Annotated in this window: 16 protein-coding genes; 7 read left to right on the forward strand and 9 right to left on the reverse strand. The window is 71.0% G+C overall.

The genetic code is table 11. The features are described 5' to 3' along the window. Both AB0O21_RS34975 and AB0O21_RS34980 read left to right on the forward strand, forming a co-directional pair. Positions 1-831, forward strand: an 831-nt coding sequence (locus AB0O21_RS34975; RefSeq protein ID WP_365178203.1) for an aminotransferase class I/II-fold pyridoxal phosphate-dependent enzyme, incomplete at its 5' end; no start/stop codon positions are given. Positions 832-937: 106 nt separating this feature from the next. Beyond that, positions 938-1,339, forward strand: coding sequence for a hypothetical protein (locus tag AB0O21_RS34980; RefSeq protein WP_365178206.1), 402 nt, complete (start codon positions 938-940; stop codon positions 1,337-1,339). Positions 1,340-1,397: 58 nt separating this feature from the next. Here the strand turns inward: AB0O21_RS34980 and AB0O21_RS34985 are convergent, their stop codons facing one another. Both AB0O21_RS34985 and AB0O21_RS34990 read right to left on the reverse strand, forming a co-directional pair. Beyond that, positions 1,398-2,453: a MerR family transcriptional regulator gene (locus AB0O21_RS34985; protein ID WP_365178209.1), complete on the reverse strand. Its 1,056-nt coding sequence runs from the start codon at positions 2,451-2,453 to the stop codon at positions 1,398-1,400. A 63-nt stretch (positions 2,454-2,516) separates the two neighbouring features. Beyond that, the gene (locus AB0O21_RS34990) at positions 2,517-2,951 is read right to left on the reverse strand and encodes a hypothetical protein (protein ID WP_365178212.1); all 435 of its coding nucleotides are present in this window, start codon (positions 2,949-2,951) and stop codon (positions 2,517-2,519) included. Positions 2,952-3,088: 137 nt separating this feature from the next. On the opposite strand from AB0O21_RS34990, the gene AB0O21_RS34995 reads away from it, so the two are divergent. The 4 genes from AB0O21_RS34995 to AB0O21_RS35010 are packed head-to-tail and all read left to right on the forward strand — an operon-like array spanning position 3,089 to position 7,716. After that, positions 3,089-4,165 (forward strand): substrate-binding domain-containing protein, encoded by a 1,077-nt coding sequence (locus AB0O21_RS34995; RefSeq protein ID WP_365178215.1) that lies wholly within the window; start codon positions 3,089-3,091, stop codon positions 4,163-4,165. A gap of 20 nt (positions 4,166-4,185) precedes the next feature. Further along, positions 4,186-5,373: a toxic anion resistance protein gene (locus AB0O21_RS35000; RefSeq protein WP_365178218.1), complete on the forward strand. Its 1,188-nt coding sequence runs from the start codon at positions 4,186-4,188 to the stop codon at positions 5,371-5,373. Beyond that, on the forward strand, positions 5,370-7,112 hold the full coding sequence (locus AB0O21_RS35005) for a substrate-binding and VWA domain-containing protein (protein WP_365178221.1): 1,743 nt from the start codon (positions 5,370-5,372) through the stop codon (positions 7,110-7,112). Before AB0O21_RS35000 ends, AB0O21_RS35005 begins: the two co-directional genes overlap by 4 nt. Beyond that, on the forward strand, positions 7,099-7,716 hold the full coding sequence (locus AB0O21_RS35010; protein WP_365178224.1) for a hypothetical protein: 618 nt from the start codon (positions 7,099-7,101) through the stop codon (positions 7,714-7,716). Before AB0O21_RS35005 ends, AB0O21_RS35010 begins: the two co-directional genes overlap by 14 nt. A gap of 112 nt (positions 7,717-7,828) precedes the next feature. Here AB0O21_RS35010 and AB0O21_RS35015 read toward each other — a convergent pair whose 3' ends face one another. Continuing rightward, the gene (locus tag AB0O21_RS35015; protein ID WP_365178227.1) at positions 7,829-9,658 is read right to left on the reverse strand and encodes a phosphoenolpyruvate carboxykinase (GTP); all 1,830 of its coding nucleotides are present in this window, start codon (positions 9,656-9,658) and stop codon (positions 7,829-7,831) included. A 211-nt stretch (positions 9,659-9,869) separates the two neighbouring features. Between AB0O21_RS35015 and AB0O21_RS35020 the strand changes: the two genes are divergently transcribed. Further along, positions 9,870-10,547 (forward strand): hemolysin III family protein, encoded by a 678-nt coding sequence (locus AB0O21_RS35020; protein ID WP_365178230.1) that lies wholly within the window; start codon positions 9,870-9,872, stop codon positions 10,545-10,547. Positions 10,548-10,565: 18 nt separating this feature from the next. Here AB0O21_RS35020 and AB0O21_RS35025 read toward each other — a convergent pair whose 3' ends face one another. The 6 genes from AB0O21_RS35025 to AB0O21_RS35050 form a co-directional block, all read right to left on the reverse strand. Beyond that, complete coding sequence (locus tag AB0O21_RS35025) at positions 10,566-11,330, reverse strand: hypothetical protein (RefSeq protein WP_365178233.1); 765 nt, start codon at positions 11,328-11,330, stop codon at positions 10,566-10,568. Between the two features lie 72 nt (positions 11,331-11,402). Beyond that, entirely contained in the window at positions 11,403-11,669 is a 267-nt protein-coding gene (locus tag AB0O21_RS35030) for a protealysin inhibitor emfourin (RefSeq protein ID WP_365178235.1), read from the reverse strand. 12 nt (positions 11,670-11,681) lie between these two features. Continuing rightward, positions 11,682-12,782, reverse strand: coding sequence for a M4 family metallopeptidase (locus AB0O21_RS35035; RefSeq protein ID WP_365178238.1), 1,101 nt, complete (start codon positions 12,780-12,782; stop codon positions 11,682-11,684). A gap of 146 nt (positions 12,783-12,928) precedes the next feature. Then, complete coding sequence (locus AB0O21_RS35040) at positions 12,929-15,346, reverse strand: galactose oxidase-like domain-containing protein (protein ID WP_365178241.1); 2,418 nt, start codon at positions 15,344-15,346, stop codon at positions 12,929-12,931. Positions 15,347-15,368: 22 nt separating this feature from the next. Beyond that, positions 15,369-16,553, reverse strand: coding sequence for a glycosyltransferase family 2 protein (locus AB0O21_RS35045; RefSeq protein ID WP_365178243.1), 1,185 nt, complete (start codon positions 16,551-16,553; stop codon positions 15,369-15,371). Positions 16,554-16,559: 6 nt separating this feature from the next. Further along, entirely contained in the window at positions 16,560-18,143 is a 1,584-nt protein-coding gene (locus tag AB0O21_RS35050) for a phospholipid carrier-dependent glycosyltransferase (protein ID WP_365178324.1), read from the reverse strand. Between the last annotated feature and the right edge of the window lie 29 nt (positions 18,144-18,172).

The raw sequence follows: 18,172 nt of genomic DNA on the forward strand, positions 1-18,172 counted from the left end.
CCGCTGTGGACCGCCTCCGTCTCGCTCGCCGGCGGCACCGCCGTGCACTACCGCTGCGACGAGCAGTCCGACTGGATGCCGGACCTCGCCGACATTGAGCGCAAGATCACCGACCGCACCCGCGCGATCGTGATCATCAACCCGAACAACCCGACCGGCGCCGTCTACGACGACGAGATGCTGCGCGGGCTCACGGACATCGCGCGCCGCCACAACCTGGTCGTCTGCTCGGACGAGATCTACGACCGGATCCTCTACGACGGAGCCACGCACACCAACACGGCCGCCATCGCGCCGGACCTGCTGTGCCTGACCTTCAACGGCCTCTCGAAGAACTACCGCGTCGCCGGCTACCGGGCCGGCTGGATGGCGGTCTGCGGCCCGAAGAAGAACGCGTCCTCGTACATCGAGGGCCTCACGATCCTGGCGAACATGCGCCTGTGCGCGAACATGCCCTCGCAGCACGCCATCGCCACCGCGCTCGGCGGCCGCCAGTCGATCAACGACCTGGTCCTGCCGGGCGGGCGGATCCTGGAGCAGCGCGACACGGCGTACGACCTGCTCACCCAGATCCCGGGCGTGACCTGCGTGAAGCCGAAGGGCGCGCTGTACGCGTTCCCGAAGCTCGACCCGTCCGTCTACAAGATCAAGGACGACCGGCAGATGGTCCTGGACCTGCTGCGGGCCGAGAAGATCATGGTCGTGCACGGTACGGGCTTCAACTGGCCCGAGCCCGACCACTTCCGGATCGTGACGCTGCCGAACGCGGCGGACCTGGCCGATGCGGTGACGCGGATCGGAAGGTTCCTGGACGGCTACAGCCAGCCGTAACGGCGCGGCAAGGGCCGTGACACGCCCAAGCGATCAACAGGATTGAGCTCAACTTTAGAACGGATCCAATGTAGGATGGTCTCCTGACCACGCAGGAGGCCACCTCATGTACGAGCCGATCCGCACGAAGTCGGTCGTCCACCGCGTGGGCGCCGCCGCCGAGACCAGCGACTACCCGCAGCGGAGCCGCGTCGAGGCGCTCGACATCCAGCTCGCCGGACACCTGGCGGCGCTGCTCGCCGTGACCGACGAGCTCGGCCTCGCCGAGAGCGCCGCCGAGATCGCCGGCCAGGTCGAGCGGCTGCGCGGATCCGCCCCGGCGCGGGCCGCGCAGGCCGGCGAGGCCCCGAACGCCGAGGCCCTGCACCAGCGCGCGCACGACCTCGCCGCCCGCGCGCTCCTCGTCGCCGCGTCCCGCGCCGACACCACCGTCGCGATCCTCGCCGCCGAGCGCATGGACGCCCACGCCGCCGCCCTGGAGTCCCAGGACCTGGCCGGCGCCCTCTGACGGCCCCGGTCCGGGGCCGCGGAGGCTCCGGACCGGGTGCCACACCCCTGCGGGGAGCTCAGCTCTCCAGACGGACGGGCATCAGCAGCGAGAAGGCCTCGTCCGTGTCGGTACGGCGGATCGCCAGCGGCGCCGTGGGGGCGGCGAACTCCAGGACCAGCTCGTCCCGGGCCCCGGCGGCCAGGGCCTCCAGCAGGAACTCCCGGTTGACACCGATACGGTCCCGACCCCCTTCACCGTCCGTGCAGACGGTCACCGCACCGTCGGCCGCCACCTCCAGCACGCTGAGGTCATGGGACACGCCGTCCTCCTCGCGCGCCACCGCTTCCCGGAACGCCGCGACGTCGACGAGCGCGCGGCGCCCCTCCGGCAGGCGGACCAGGCGGCGGTAGTCGGGGAAGTCGTGGTCGAGGCACTGGCCGGCCACCTGCCGGTCCCCCGCCTCCAGGGCCACGCGGCCGCCCTCCACCGAGAGCAGCACGCTCCCGTCCCCGCCCAGCACCGCCCGCATCGCGTCGGCGAGCGGGGACGGCACGATGACCTGGACCCGGGGCCCGCCGTACCCGGCCGTGCCGGCGTGCCCGACGGCCATCCGGTACCGGTCGGTGGCCACGACGCGCAGCTCGTCCCCCTCGATGTCGAACAGGACGCCGCCGAGCATCGGCAGCTCCGGGTCGGCACTGACGGCGAAGCGCACCGCGTCGAGCGCCTCGGCCAGCCCGGGGGCGGAAACGGTCGACCGGAGGGTCGTGTCACGGAGCGAAGTCATGGGGTTCTCCCTGTGTTCGAGTAGCGCTCGGACCGCGGAGAACTCGCTGCGGGCATCGGACAGCCCCCGTTCGAGCCGGCGCAGGTGCGCCTGGAGCAGCTGCCGCACCAGATCGGTGTCGGAACCCGACCAGCCGGCCAGCACCAGCCGGATGTCCGCCAGCGGCATACCGGACCGGCGCAGCCGGGCCAGCAGCCGCGACTCCTCCAGCTGCTCGGGGCCGTACCAGCGGTAGCCGCTCACCGGGTCCACCCACGCCGGGACCAGCACCCCCGCGCGGTCGTAGAACCGCAGGGCGCTCACACCCAGCCCGCTGTCCCGGGCCATCTCACCGATACTGCGCATCTCGCTCTCCACACCCAGGACTCTGGCCCCTCCACCATGTCGAGGGTCAACAGCAGTCCGAACCTACGGCGCGGCCGTGAAGTCCGCGGCGACCACCCCGCACCACGGGGTCGTCGCCGCCGGCCAGACCGGGCCCAGGGCTTCGGCGTACTCCGTCGCGCCCGGGGCCACGCCCGGGACGCCGACCAGGGAGCGGGCCGAACGGCCCGCCGGGTCGGGGGTCGCGGAGTCGCGGAACTCCACGGTGACCACGTACGCGCCCCGCCCCTCGGCCCGGCCCGTCGCCTCCACCGCGGCCAGCACGCGACGGCTCGCCGGATCGACCCGGCACGCGGTGACCCGTACGTCCTCCAGCGCCGCCCGCGGCGCGGCCTCCCGCTGTCCGCCGCCGCTCGCCCACACGTACAGGCCCAGCGGGGCGAACACCAGCAGCCCCGCCAGCGTCACCAGCCCCACCAGCCAGCCCTGCCACTTCAACGCGCTCGCGCTCACGCCCATGCCCCGATCCTCCTCGGCGACCGCCCCGCCCACCAGCACCACCGGGCCCACACAGCATTTCGAAGTGGGACCGCCTCGACACCTGACGTTCATTCAACTCATCGCGGAATGTGGGTTTCCGCGAGCACGCTGCACCCGTGAGACGCATCCTAGGAATCATCCTGGGCCTCCTCCTGATCGGCGGCGTCGCAGCCGTCGTCCTCCTCAAGGGGCAGGACCCGGAATCCACGGCAACGAAGACCGTGCGCGGCGTCATCGGCTCGGAGAAGTCCGACTTCTTCCGCGACCCCGACGTCGTCAAAGCCCTGAAGGAAAAGGGCTACACCGTGAAGGCGGAGTCCTCGGGCTCCTGGGCGATGGACCAGCTCGCCCTCAAGGAGTTCGACTTCGCCTTCCCCAGCAGCAGCGAGCCCGCCAAAGAGGTCGAGGCCGCCGCCGGAATCCAGGGAGCCCAGGAGACCAAGCCCTTCTTCTCCCCCATCGTCGTCATCGCCCGCCCCAACGCGGCCAAGGTCCTCGCCGACGCCGGCCTCGTGAAGATGTCCGGCAAGAACACCGGGACCCTGCTCATGGCCCCGTTCCTCAAGGCCGCCGACGAGGACCGCAACTGGCAGCAGCTGGCCGGGTCCTCCGCCTACCCCGAACTGACCGGCAGGGTCTTCATCAAGACCACCGACCCGGCCACCTCCAACTCCGGGGCGCTCTTCCTCGCCCTCGCCTCCAACGTCGCCAACGGCAACACCGTCGTCGCCGACGACGCCGGGATCGAGCGCACCGCGCCGCTGATGCGCAAGCTGATCTCCGTCCAGGGCTCCCTGGAGCCCAGCACCGACGGCCCGTTCCGCGCCTTCATCAGCGGCAGCGGCGAACCCCTCATCCTGGCGTACGAGTCCCAGGTGGCCTCCATGCTGCTCCAGCACCAGGACCCGGGCGACATGGTCGTCCTCTACCCGGACACCACCGTCAACACGGCGCACACCTTCGTCCCGCTGAACGACAAGGCCCGCGACCTCGGCACCCTCCTCTCCAAAGACCCCCGGCTGCGGGAGCTCGTCATGCAGCGCGGGTTCCGCCCGCTGGAGGGCGTGGCCGAGTTCACCGCCGCCACCGCCCCGCACTCCGGCTACCTCAACCCGGGCCTGACCGGCATCCGCCAGGTCGGCACGCCCACCGTCAAGATCCTGATGGCGCTCGCCCAGCGCGCCAAGGGATGAAGGGCCAGGGACCGAACACGATGACACTGACACCTCCCGAGAACGGCACCTTCGTCCTCAGCGCTCCCGAGCCCGTCGCCCCCGTCCGCCCCGAGCAGGCGTCCGGCCTGGTCCCGCTCCAGGACGGCGTACGCGAGGAGATGGCCCGCCGCGCCGACGAGTACGTCGGCCGGCTCGCCGGGATCGACACCCGCTCCCCCGAGTTCGCGACCAAGATCGGCGAGATCGCCGGGCTCGGCTCGTCCGACATCCGCAGCGCCGCCCAGCAGTCCAACCGGATGCTGGAACGGGCCGTACGCTCCCTCGGCTCGGACGGGGGCGGGGACGCCCAGGCCCGCGTCGCCGGCTCGCTCGTCGAACTGCGCCGCACCGTCGAGGACCTCGACCCGCGGGACTCTCCGACGAAGGGGTTCGGCAAGCTGCTCTCGAAGCTGCCGGGCGGCAACAAGTTCCGCGACCACGTGGCGAAGTACGCCTCCTCGCAGGCGACCCTGAACCGGATCGTCGGCGCACTGCGCGGCGGGCAGGACGAGCTGCGCCGCGACAACGCGGCGCTGCACACCGAGCGGGCCCGGCTGTGGGACACGATGGGCAAGCTCCAGGAGTACGCGGTGCTCACCGAAGCCCTGGACACGGCCGTCGAGCAGCGGATCGCGGACGTGGCCGGCGTGGATCCGCAGGCCGCCGACGCGATGCGGGCGGACGTGCTGTTCCCCGTCCGGCAGAAGCACCAGGACCTGCTGACGCAGCTCGCCGTGTGCGCGCAGGGGTACCTGGCGATGGACGTGGTCCGGCGCAACAACGACGAACTGATCAAGGGCGTCGACCGGGCCGCGACGACGACGGTGTCGGCACTGCGGATCGCGGTGATGCTGGCCTCGGCCCTCGACAACCAGAAGAAGGTCATCGAACAGGTCAACGCGCTCAGGGGGACGACGGAGGAGCTGATCCGCGGGAACGCGGAGATGCTGTCGTCGCAGAGCGGGGAGATCCAGCGGATCGCGGCCGATCCGGCGGTGGGGGCGGAGACCCTGCGGGTGGCTTTCGCGCAGATCTACAAGACGCTCGATGCGATCGACACGTTCAAGGTCCAGGCCACGGAGAGCATGGCGGCGACGGTGGAGTCCCTGACGGACGAGTTGCGGACGGCGTCGGAGTACCTGGCGCGGACGCGGACGGCCTCTGCCCTTGAGGGGGGTGCGCAGTGAGCGCGGCCGAGCGGGGCCGGGTGCGCGGGCGGCCGCTGCGCGGGGCCCACTGGGGCTCCGCCCCGGACCCCGCTCCTCAAACGCCGGAGGGGCTGGACGTTGCCCGGCGGGGCCGGACGGCGCGGCGACGCCGTACGGTGCGGCGCGGATGGGTGGCCGGGCTTGTCGTTGCCGGACTCGTGGCTGCCACCGGGTGCAGCTCCGACCAGCCCGGCAAGCCCGATGGGCCGAAGCCCACCGCCTACAAGGAGGGCACCCTGCGGGTGCTGGCCTCCAGTGAGCTCGCCGACATGAAGCCCGTGCTGGAGCAGGCCAAGAAGGCCACCGGGGTGACCGTCGAGCTCACCTCCTCCGGGACCCTCGATGCCGTCGATCAGGTCGCCTCCGGGAAGGCCGACGGGAAGTACGACGCGATCTGGCTGTCCTCCAACGACTACCTGCGGCTGCGCCCCGAGGCAGCCGGGAAGCTCGCCAACGAGACCCCGGTGATGTCCTCGCCCGTCGCCATCGGCGTCAAGCCCGAGGCGCTGACCCGGCTCGGCTGGCAGCCCGAGGCGGTGACCTGGTCGAAGGTCCACGAGGCCGTCGCCGCCGGGAAGCTGATGTACGGGATGACGGACCCGGTGCGCTCCAACTCCGGTTTCTCCGCCCTCGTCTCGGTGGCCTCGGGGCTCTCCGGAGCGCAGGCGGCGCTGACCGACGCGGACGTGAAGGCGGCGCAGCCCAAGCTGAAGGAGTTCTTCTCCGGGCAGAAGCTGACCTCCGGCTCCTCGGGCTGGCTGGCCTCCGCCTACGCCAAGCGCGGGGACGTGGACGCCCTCGTCAACTACGAGTCCGTGCTGCTCTCCATGAACCGGGACTCGAAGACGAACCTCCAGGTGATCCGGCCGCTGGACGGCGTGGTCACCGCGCACTACCCGCTGACCCTGCTGACCTCGGCCCCGGCCGGGGCCCGCGATTCGGGGCGGACGCTGACCGACTACCTGCGCGGGGCACAGGCGCAGAAGGCGATCACCGAGCAGACCTTCCGCCGCCCGGTCGCCTCCGGCGTCTCCCCGGCCGCCGGGCTGGGCGCCGAGAAGCGGCGCGAGCTGCCCTTCCCCGGCTCGCGGGCCGTCGCCGACGGGCTGCTGGCCTCGTACGAGAACGAGCTGCGCCGGCCCTCGCGGACGGTGTACGTGCTGGACACCTCGGGCTCGATGGCCGAGGAGGACCGGATCGGGCGGCTGAAGTCGGCGCTCACCGACCTGACGGGCACGGGGACCTCGGAGACCGGGCACCGGTTCCGGGACCGCGAGGAGGTCACGCTGCTGTCCTTCGGGTCGAAGGTGAAGTCGATCCACCCGTACGTGGTCGAGCCGGGCAAGCAGGCGGCCTCCCTGGACGCGATCCGCGCGGACATCAAGGGCCTGAAGCCGGACGGGGGTACGGCGGTCTACAGCAGTCTGGAGGCCGCGTACCAGCACATCGGCAAGGGCGGCGCGGACGCCTTCACCTCGATCGTCCTGATGACGGACGGGGAGAACACCGAGGGGGTGGGCGCCAAGCACTTCGACTCCTTCTACGCCGGGCTGCCCGAGGCGCAGAAGAACACGCCGGTCTTCGCGGTGCTGTTCGGGGACTCGGACCGCAAGGAGCTCACCCACATCACCGAACTGACCGGCGGGCGGCTGTTCGACGCCACCGAGGGCAACGGTTCGCTGGACGGGGCGTTCGAGGAGATCCGTGGCTACCAGTAGCGGGGCCGGGGGCCTGCTCGGCTTCCTGGAGTCGAAGAAGAACCTGGCCGGCTGCGCCTGCGGCGTGGCCGGGGTGGGCCTCGCCCTCACCGGGGCGGCAGGCGCCTGGTGGCCGGTGGTGGTCGCCGGGCTGTACGGGGCGGGCGCGCTGATCGCCCCGCCGGAGCGGGCTGCGGCCCCGGTCTTCGACCCGGACGCGGAACTCGACGTACTGCGGGCGGACTTCGGGCTGCTGCGCGAGTACCTGGCCGGGGTGGACCTGCCGCCGGCGGCCGGGGACCGGCTCACCGGGCTGCTGGGCTTCTACGAGGCCCTGCTCGATCCGGGGTGGGTGGCGAAGGTCCTGGCCGCCGACCCGGAGTCGGTGTACGCGGTGTCGCGGGCGGTCCGCCAGGACGTGCCGGAGTGCGTGGACACGTACAACCGGACCCGCTGGTGGGCACGGCTGACGCCGGGCGGCGAGTCCCCCGAGCGGCAGCTGGAGCGCCAGCTGGACCTGCTGCACGAGGAGGCGGAACGACTGACGGCCGACCTCCGCGAGGCGGAAGCCGGCCGTCAGCAGTCGCACACGAACTATCTGGAGGAGCGCGGACAACGCTCCTGAAGACGGGCCGGTGCAGCGGTGGGCGCCGCTTGGTCGGGGCTCCCACAGCGGTGGGCGCCGCTTGGTCGGGGGCTCCCACGTTCATTGACCCGGTGCTACCGGGACCGGGCGCTCAGCCCAGGCGCTCGACGAGCGCGTGGTACTGGTCCCACAGCTCCTTCGGCGTGTGGTCGCCGTAGGTGTTCAGGTGCTCGGGGACCAGGGCGGCCTCCTCGCGCCAGACCTCCTTGTCGACGGTGAGGAGGAAGTCCAGGTCCTCGGCCGGGAGGTCCAGGCCGTCGAGGTCGAGGGAGTCCTTGGTCGGCAGGATGCCGATGGGGGTCTCGGTGCCCTCGGCGGTGCCGTCGAGCCGGCCGACGATCCACTTCAGGACGCGGCTGTTCTCGCCGAAGCCGGGCCACACGAACTTGCCCGCGTCGTTCTTGCGGAACCAGTTCACGTAGTAGATCTTCGGGAGCTTGGACTGGTCCTTGTCCGCGGCCACCTTGACCCAGTGGGCCATGTAGTCGCCCATGTTGTAGCCGCAGAACGGCAGCATGGCGAAGGGGTCGCGGCGCAGCTCGCCGACCTTGCCCTCGGCGGCGGCGGTCTTCTCGGAGGCGATGTTCGAGCCGATGAAGACGCCGTGGTTCCAGTCGAAGGACTCGGTGACCAGCGGGACGGCGGAGGCGCGGCGGCCGCCGAAGAGGATCGCGGAGATCGGGACGCCCTTGGGGTCCTCCCACTCGGGGGCGATCGTCGGGCACTGGGCGGCCGGGACGGCGAAGCGGGCGTTGGGGTGGGCGGCGGGGGTCTCCGAGTCCGGAGTCCAGTCGTTGCCCTTCCAGTCGATGAGGTGCGCGGGCGCCTCTTCGGTCATGCCCTCCCACCAGACGTCGCCGCCGTCCGGGGTGAGCGCGACGTTGGTGAAGACGGTGTTCGCGTACATCGTCTTCATGGCGTTGGCGTTGGTGTGCTCGCCGGTGCCGGGGGCGACGCCGAAGAAGCCGGCCTCGGGGTTGATCGCGTACAGGCGACCGTCCTCGCCGAAGCGCATCCAGGCGATGTCGTCGCCGATGGTCTCGACCGTCCAGCCGAGGATGGTCGGCTCCAGCATGGCCAGGTTGGTCTTGCCACAGGCGGACGGGAACGCGGCCGCGACGTACTTGGTCTCGCCCTCGCCCTGCGGCGGGGTGAGCTTGAGGATCAGCATGTGCTCGGCGAGCCAGCCCTCGTCGCGGGCCATGACGGACGCGATGCGCAGGGCGTAGCACTTCTTGCCGAGCAGGGCGTTGCCGCCGTAGCCGGATCCGTAGGACCAGATCTCGCGGGTCTCGGGGAAGTGCGAGATGTACTTGGTGGTGTTGCACGGCCACGGGACGTCCGCCTGGCCCTCTTCCAGGGGGGCGCCGAGGGTGTGCACGGCCTTGACGAAGAAGCCGTCGGTGCCGAGCTCGTCGAGGACGGGCTTGCCCATGCGGGTCATGGTGCGCATGGCGACCGCGACGTAGGCGGAGTCGGTGATCTCGACGCCGATCGCGGAGAGCTCGGAGCCGAGGGGGCCCATGCAGAAGGGGACGACGTACATCGTGCGGCCCTTCATGGAGCCGCGGAAGATGCCCTGGTCGCCGGCGAAGATGTCCTTCATCTCGGCCGGGGCCTTCCAGTGGTTGGTCGGGCCCGCGTCCTCCTCCTTCTCGGAGCAGATGAAGGTCCGGTCCTCGACGCGCGCGACGTCGGAGGGGTCGGAGGCGGCGTAGTACGAGTTCGGGCGCTTGGTCTCGTCGAGCTTCTTGAACGTGCCCTTGGCGACGAGCTCCTCACACAGGCGCTCGTACTCGGCCTCGGAGCCGTCGCACCAGACGATGCGGTCCGGCTGGGTCAGGGCAGCGATCTCGTCCACCCAGGAGATCAGCTCCTGGTGGGTCGTCGGGACAGTGGGAGCCGCGTTGTCGCGCGCCACGATTGCTCCTTGTTGAGGGGTTTGTTTGGTGTGTGCCCCGTGGGGGCCGCGACCCGGACGCTTCGCGCTCCGCTCATCCGGTGTCGACCGCACTCATCTGATCATCCGGTGGATGTGCGCATATGTCCAGAGGGCCTCTCACGTGAGCATCGCCACGTCCGTCAATCTTCCGTAAAGAGGACTGACAGAAACCTACGGACCCGTAGGTAGCATGTGGGCCATGACTTCTGACGCCGCCGCCGCACCGGCAGAGCCGGAGGCCAAGCCGCTGATGCGCGGCTGGCTGCACACTGGAATGTTCCCCGCAGTGGTGATCGCGGGCCTGGTGCTGATGGCCTTCACCGACTCGACCAAGGCGCGGGTGGCCTGCGGCGTCTACATCCTCACGGCCTGCCTGCTGTTCGGCGTCAGCGCCGTCTACCACCGCGGTACGTGGGGTCCGCGCGGCGAGGCGATCCTGCGGCGGCTCGACCACGCCAACATCTTCCTGATCATCGCGGGCACCTACACCCCGCTGACCGTCCTGCTGCTCCCGCCCTCCACCGGGCGCACCCTGCTGTGGGCGGTCTGGATCGCGGCCGCCGCCGGCATCGCGTTCCGCGTCTTCTGGGTCGGCGCCCCGCGCTGGCTGTACACGCCCTGCTACATCGCCATGGGCTGGGCGGCCGTGTTCTTCCTGCCCGACTTCATGCGCACCGGCGGCATCGCCGTGCTGGTCCTGGTGATCGTCGGCGGTCTGCTCTACAGCGTGGGCGGGGTCATCTACGGGATGAAGCGGCCCAACCCCTCGCCCCGCTTCTTCGGCTTCCACGAGGTCTTCCACTCGCTGACCCTCGCGGCCTTCGTGGCCCACTACGTCGGCATCTCGCTCGCCGCGTACTCGCACTGACCGACGAGTCCGGCGCGGTCAGAGCTCCAGGTCGCGGGCGAGTGCGGTCAGCACCGCCCGGGTCTTGGTCTCACCGGACCGCGGCAGGGTGAGACCGCGCTCCCCCAGGGCCCCGCCGAGCAGGTCCTGGATCCCGGCGGCCTCGCCGAGGTCCGCGCGCAGGGACACCTCCAGGAACCGCAGCTCGTGGCCGGTGGTCCATTCCTCGATCGCCACGGCGTCGGGCAGCCCGTCCCACTCCTGCTTCCACTTGACGGCGCGCACCGGGCCGAGCGCCATCAGGCCGTCGAGATCGTCCACCGCCGCGCCGGCGGCCTCCAGCAGTTCCAGCTGCGGCTCGATGAGCGTGCCGTCGAGTCCGCGGCGCTCGGCGTCGAGCGCCGCCCCGAACTCCCGCTCGGCCTCCAGCGAGACCGACAGGACGGGCGTGAACGCGGGCCCGGCCCTGTCCTCCTCGGCCCTGAACTCCCAGTCCTCCTCCTCGCGCTCCTCCTGCCAGGAGCCCGGAAGCGGGGGGCACGGGCGCAGTTTGACGGTGAGGTCCGCCTTGCGTTTGGAGCCGGGCGCTTCCGCGTCCCGGCGCAGCCGCAGGATGAGCCCCGAATCCAGCAGGGGCAGCGAGATTCCGGCCCCGGCCGCCTTCTTCGGCCGGTCCCAGAAGTGGATGACGCGGGCCCGCCCCTCTTCGCGGTCGAGCTCCAGGGCGTCGAACGCCGCCCCGGCCTCCCCTCCGGCAAAGCTGATCTTGATCTCTGCGGCCGTGGCCGTCGGCAGCTGCCTCATGATGCCGTTATCGCACGACCGGGCGCGGCCCGCATTCCGGTGGGCCGGCCCACCGGAATGCGGGCCGCCCGGCTAGGCCCCGTCCCGGAGCACCCGCTCGACCAGCTCCTCCTGGGCGTCGCTGATGTCCGGGTCCGCGAACTCGACCGTACGGTCGTCCACGGTCACGCTGTACCGGAACCCGTCGGGCACACCGGCGGGCGGGCCCGTCCCCGACTGCGCGAGGACCTCCGTCGCGAGGCGCTCCAGCTCGGCCGCGTCGGGCCGGCCGGACGTCTCCAGCTCGGCCTTGTACGTGATCCCGGCGAAGCCGCCGCTCTTGATCACACGGATGCGCATGGCACCGCCGGATCACCCATTGTTGTTGCCGTTCACTCCCACATGGGCCCACGCCTTGAGGACCGCTTCGAGCTCCGATCCCTGCCCGAAGCGGCGCTTCGTGGCGGCGACCGTGGCCTGGGCGAACTCCTTGAAGGTGGCCCGCTTGGACAGCTCGCCGGACAGGAGCGTGTCGTACCAGATCTGCCCCGCCCGCTCCCAGGCGAAGCCGCCGAGGGCGGTCGCGACGAGGAAGAAGGCCCGGTTCGGGATGCCGGAGTTGATGTGGACGCCGCCCTCGTCCTGATCGGTCTCCACGAAGTTGTCCATGTGGTCGGGCTGCGGATCCCGCCCGCCCAGCAGGCGGTCGTCGAAGGCCGTGCCGGGCGCCTTCAGCGAGCGCAGGGCCTGCCCGCGCACCGCGGGGGTGAACAGGCCGGCGCCGATGAGCCAGTCGGCGTCCTCCGCCGTCTGCTGCCGGGAGAACTGCTTGACCAGGCTGCCGAAGACGTCGGACATGGACTCGTTGAGGGCGCCGGACTGGTCCTCGTAGACGAGGTCCGCCGTGTACTGCGTGACCCCGTGCATGAGCTCGTGGGCGACGACCGCCCTGTCGAGGGTGAAGTCGTTCCAGACCAGGCCGTCTCCGTCGCCGAAGACCATGGCCTCGCCGTCCCAGAAGGCGTTGTTGAACTTGCGGCCGAAGTGGATGGTCGCGTCCAGCGGCAGGTTGGCGTCGTCGATGGAGCGGCGGCCGTAGGCCTCCTCGAAGAAGGCGAAGGTGAGGCCGAGGGCGTCGTAGGCCCGGTTGACCGTGCCGTCGAGCACGGGGTCCTCGCCCTCGGACCTGACGAGATCACCGGGCTGCTTGCGGGTGTTGTGGGTGTCGAAGATCGAACGCTGGAGGACGGCCGGGCCGACCGGCGCCGCCCCCTGCACCTCTCTGGGCGCCTCCTTGCGCTTCTCGCGGAACATGGCGTCGATGGTGAGGGTCTTCTCGGCGGCCTCGCGGATCTTGGTGTCGTCCGCCTCGGCCAGTCTGTCGAGGATGTAGGGCGGCAGGATGCCGCAGACGCAGTGGGCTGACTTCGGCGCTCGGCGTTCGACGCCGAGGGTGCATTCAGTGTTTTCCACACCGGAGAAACTGCATGCCCCGGGCGGCGGAGGTCACGCACCACCCCCGGATCTCACCCGCCCGCCCCACCCGATTGGTCCGGATGGCCCCATGGGCAGGGGCCCGGCCGCCGAGCGCGACCGGGCCCCTTTTCCGTCACGGGCGGCTAGCAGGTATAGCCGTCCCGGTCCGGGTCGAGGCGCAGCGGGTCGCTGCCGTTGACCTTCATGCGCTTCGGGTACTGGTGGGAGGCCAGCCATTCGCAGCGGGCCTTCGTCGTCTGCTTCACCTCGGCCGGGAAGCGGGTCGGCACGCACACGTTGACCGTGCCGTAGTGCCGGTCGCAGCCCGCGACGCTCGGGGGCACCGGGGCGGAGTCCCGCTTGCCCGGGTTCTCCTTCGCGGGCGCCAGCTCGCTCGCGAAGGTGTGCTCGTGCGCGGTCGGCTGCTCGGCGGTGGCCGCGAGCGCGGACGGGCCGCCCAGGTGCACCCACTGCGCGATGGACGGGACGCCGTTCGCGTCGACCGCGAAGAGCATGTACCAGCCGGGCGGGGCCAGGTTCGGGTTGCTGGTGACGTTGAGGTCGATGGTCGTGCCGTTGACCACCGTCATCGGCAGGTCCACGAACCGCTGGTTGGGGTCGGAGGAGTGGGTGACCGCCGCCGGACGGATCAGCTCCGCCTTGGCGACCGCCCGGTTCACGGTGATCCGCTGCGTGTCCCCGTACACCCACTCCTTGTCGATCACCGAGGTGATCTGCGGGCGCGCGCCCTTGAAGAGGTACGGCGGGGTGTAGATCGACACGTTGTGGTTGTACGTGCCGTTGCCGGGGTTGTCGCCGACCGACATGACCCGGCCGTCCGGCAGCAGGAACGAGCCGGAGTGGTAGGTGCGCGGGATCGGGTCGGTGGCCAGGCCCGACTGGTAGGTGTTGGTCGTCGGGTCGAAGAACGAGGCCTCGTAGACCGGGTCGGCCCGGTCGTGCAGCCCGCCGCCCGTCTCCAGCACCTTGCCGTCCGGGAGCAGCACCGCGGACACGAACATCTTGCCCTCGGCCCCGGTCTGCGGCCGCTTGCCCTGGCCCTGGTCGACCAGGCCCTGCGGGATGTCGGGGCCGGCCGTGTAGGCGGGGCTCGGCTGCTTCAGGTCGATGATGTCGGTGAGCCGGTTCGCGGCCGGGTTGCGCTCGTTGTTGCCGCCGCCGATGGTCAGCACCCGCTGGTCCTGCGCGGGCGGCAGCAGCACGCTCGCCGACTCGTCGCGCTCGTCCTTGTTGCGCAGGCCCGGCACGTCGGTGATGGTGTTGGCGTCGTAGTCGTAGACGGAGGCGCCGGTGCCGGGGGTCCCGTTGCCGAAGGTGTGGCTGCCCGAGTAGAAGAGCCTGCCGTCCTGCATGAGGATCATCGACGGGTACAGGCCCCAGTACGACCAGGTCTGGTTGACCTCGTTCATCGGCAGCCACTTGTTCTGCGCCGCCGAGAACTTCTCCGCGGTCACATTGCCCGTGGAGTCCTCCTTCAGACCGCCGAAGGAGATCACGTCACCGTTGCCGAGGATCGTCGCCGACGGGTACCAGTGCCCGCCGTTCATGTCGTTCGTCTTCGTGTACGTCTCGGTCGTCGGGTCGAAAGTGTACGAGTCCTTCAGCCCCTGGTAGCCGATCGTGCCGTCGGCGGACGGGTAGCCCTTGTTGCCGCTCATCACCAGCACCCGGCCGTCGGACAGCTGGACGTGGCCCGAGCAGAACATGTCCACCGGCGTCGGGATCGTCTTGACCGTTCCGTTCACCGGGTCGTAGACGGCGGAGGTGAAGGTGCCCGCGTTGAACTGGGCGATGTCGTTGCCCGAGCCGGCGATCAGCAGCACCTTGCCGTTCTTGAGGACGACGGCGTGCATCGAGCGCACGGGGTTCTTGGTGGCCATCACCTCCCACTTGCCCTTGGCGCACTCCTCCGCCGTGCCCGTGCAGGTCGGCTGCGGCGGGACCGCGCCCACCTCCTCCAGCACGTAGTCGTCCGTGGTGAGCGTGCCCACCCCGTAGACCGACAGCCCCCACGCGATCTTGTCGGTGTTGGGCGGGACGGCCGGCGTACGGACCTCCGTGCGCGCCCACGCGGCGCTGACCGGCGGGTTCTGCAGGTCGGTCCAGTACTGCCAGCCCGCCGTGGTGTCGTGGCGGAACACCGTCACCGACACGTCCGGGGTGTCCGACTTGTACCAGGCGGACAGGTCGTACTGCTTGCCCGGCACGACCGTCGGCGCGCAGGTGGCGTTCTCGGTCACCAGGGCCTTGCGGTCACCGGACACGCGGCGGGTCAGCTGGACCTTCATCGCCTTGGTGCCGGTGTGCGCGTCGGCGACGGTGGCGAAGCTGAAGTCGTTGTCGCCCCAGCCGGATTTGGACCAGCAGGACGGCATGTCGGAGCCGGGTGCGCCGGCCGTCTCGAAACCGGGATTGGAGAGCAGATTGGGCGCTCCGGCCGTGGCCTGCTGCGATGCGGTCATCAGCAGGCTCGCGGTCATCGCACCGACGGCCAGCAGGGCGGTCCGTCGCCCGGCCCTCCGCCGGATCTTCAGACGCATGGCAAGTTCCCTTCTGTGCGGCTCAACTCGCGGTGCTGCGTTCGGACTTGGACGCCTTGCGCGGCAGGTAGACGAGCGCCTCGGTCGCCGCGAACCGCAGGACGAAGGTCGTGACCAGCGCGAGGGCGGTGGCCGGGAGCACCGCCATGCCGAACTTGGCGACGAACACCGCGATGAGCGGGATGCGCAGCAGCAGGTCGGCGTTGGCGATCAGCGCGAACCGGCCGATCCGGTCCGCCCAGTGCCGGTGCCGGCGGCGGTCGCGGAAGAGCAGGACCTCGATGAGGACGAAGTTCCACAGCACGCCCGCCTGGTTGGCGAGGATCTCGGCCGGGAGGTAGTGCATCCCGGTCTGCGTGAGCAGCCACAGGGCGGCCAGGTTCGGGACGAAGCCGGAGAGCCCGATCAGCCCGAAGCCGATCATCCGGGCCAGCGGGGTCGCCGAGCGCAGCGAGGCCAGGTGCGCCAGGAAGCGCACGCCCTCGCGGGCGGTGGACTTGGACTCGCCGGAGTAGCGGTCCTGGAAGACGAACGGCACCTCGGCGACCTTGCCCGGGCGGCAGCGCACCGCCAGCTCCAGCAGGATCTTGTAGCCCAGTGGTTTCAGGGCGTCCGCGGTGACCGCCGAGCGGCGCATCGCGAAGAAGCCGCTCATCGGGTCGCTGATCCCGCGCAGGGCGCGCGGGAAGAGGCCCTTGGTCAGCCAGGTCGCGCCCCGCGAGACGGCGATCCGGTAGTTCCCGGCGAGCCCGGCCCGGCTGCCGCCGCTGATGTAGCGGGAGGCCACGACGAGGTCGGCGCCGGTGCGCGTCCCCTCGCCGACGAGTTCGGGCACCAGGTGGGGCGGGTGCTGGAGGTCGGCGTCCATGACGACGATCCAGTCGGTGTCCGCCCGCTTGATCCCCTCGACGACGGCGCCGCCCAGGCCGCCCTCGGCCACCTCGCGGTGCAGGACCGAGACCCGGAAGGGGTGGCCGGCGGCGGCCTTCTCGATGGCCGCGGGGGTGTCGTCCGTGGAGTCGTCCACGAACAGCACGTCGCAGGGCAGGTCTGCGGGCAGCGCGTCACCGAGCCGGCGCAGCAGCTCCGCCACGTTCCCCGACTCGTTGAAGGTCGGGATGATGACGGTGACGCTGTCCGTCAAGGTCTCCGGAGCAGTCAGCTCCGTTTCGACGGGGGCATGGAGGGACCGCAGGTGCTCGCTCATGGCGGATCAGCTCCCGGTCGGGCGGTCGGTGCGGTCGGTCCGGCGGATCTCGATGCGGTCCTCGCCCTCGCCGAAGACGGCCACGGCGGTCGAGTGCTCCAGCGCCGCCTTCACGTTGGGCAGGTCCACCGCGTCGCGCCGCACGGTCGGCGTGGACACCACGTAGTCGATGTCGCGCCAGCCCCGTGGCAGGGTCTTGGTGACGGCGGGGTCGAGGTCGGCCTTGTAGAACCAGATGGCCCCGAGCCCCGGCTCGAAGCCGCGGTGCACGGCGTCCAGCCAGAGCGCGTCGTCGAGCAGCACCCGCGTGTGCCCGGGGTCGTCGACCTCGCTGCCGAGCCAGGCCGCGGCCTGCCGGTAGGGGGCGTTCGCGTCGACGGTGAGCGCGGTGCGGTTGCCTTCGTACCAGCGCGGCAGCACGTACACCGCGGCGGAGGCGGCCAGTACGACGGTCAGCGCCCAGCGGGCCCACAGCAGTTCGCGCCGCTCCCCCGGGGTGCGGCGGCGCCGCAGCACGGCGTGCGTGATGCTGGCCGCGCCCCCCGCGAGGACGAGTGCGAGGAAGGGGACCGCCTGGATCACGTACATCGCCGGGAGGTAACCGGAGGGCCGCATCGCGATGAGGGCCAGGATGACGCAGGCCAGCGCGGGCCCGGCGAGCGCGCGGGCGGTGACCGACCAGCGGATGGTGACGAGCAGCAGGATGGCACCGGCCAGCCCGCCGAGCGGCAGGACCGCGTCGTAGTACAGCCAGGAGCGGAAGACGCCGTTCGAGCCGGTGCCCGGGGTGAGGATGAAGCCGGAGCCGGGCCGGCTCATCTGGTAGGTGATGCCGTCGATGAGCGAGACGTGGCCGGCACCCGGCAGCAGCTCGCTGTTGAGCAGGGCGTACAGCGGGTACGACAGGCCGATCAGCGCACAGGCGGTGATGGCCCCGGTGACGGCGAACTTGCGGGTGTCGCGGTGGCTGTGGCGCCACATCGTCACCAGCAGCGCCGGCAGCACCACCAGCATCGTCTCCTTGGTCAGCACGGCGGTGGCGGCCGCCAGACCGGAACCGAAGTGGTGCCACAGGTGCCGGCTGGGGGACGCGGCCAGGCAGAAGGCCAGCAGCATCCACATCACGGCGAGGTTGTCGAGGAAGATCTCGCGCTGCAGCACGACCGAGAGCGGCGAGAGCCCGAAGAGGGCCATCGCGAGACCGGCCGCCCAGCGCGGCAGCCACAGCCGGCGCGCGAGCACGTACATCAGCACGGAACTGGCGGCGGACACCGCGAGCATCGAGAACCGCATCGGCGCGACGGTCATCGACTCGGGCACGAAGAGGGACGGCAGGTACGTCAGCGCCGCCACCTGGATCCAGCCGAGCGGCGGATGGTCGTACCAGTACGTGTAGTGGGCCAGCCCGTCGCCCTGCTGGACGGCCCAGGCCTGGGCGAGGTAGGTGCCCTCGTCGTCGCTCAGGGTCGGGAAGTTGGTGATGTTCCAGCCCTGTACGAGGACGATCACCAGCAGCAGGACGCCGCACAGCAGCAGGTCGGGACGCGAGGAGCGGAAGCGCACGAGCGGCCGGACGGGCGCGGGCCGCACGCCGAGCCCGCCGGCGCGGCTGCGCTGGG

Source organism: Streptomyces sp. NPDC091371 (assembly GCF_040684275.1).
Taxonomy (GTDB): domain Bacteria; phylum Actinomycetota; class Actinomycetes; order Streptomycetales; family Streptomycetaceae; genus Streptomyces.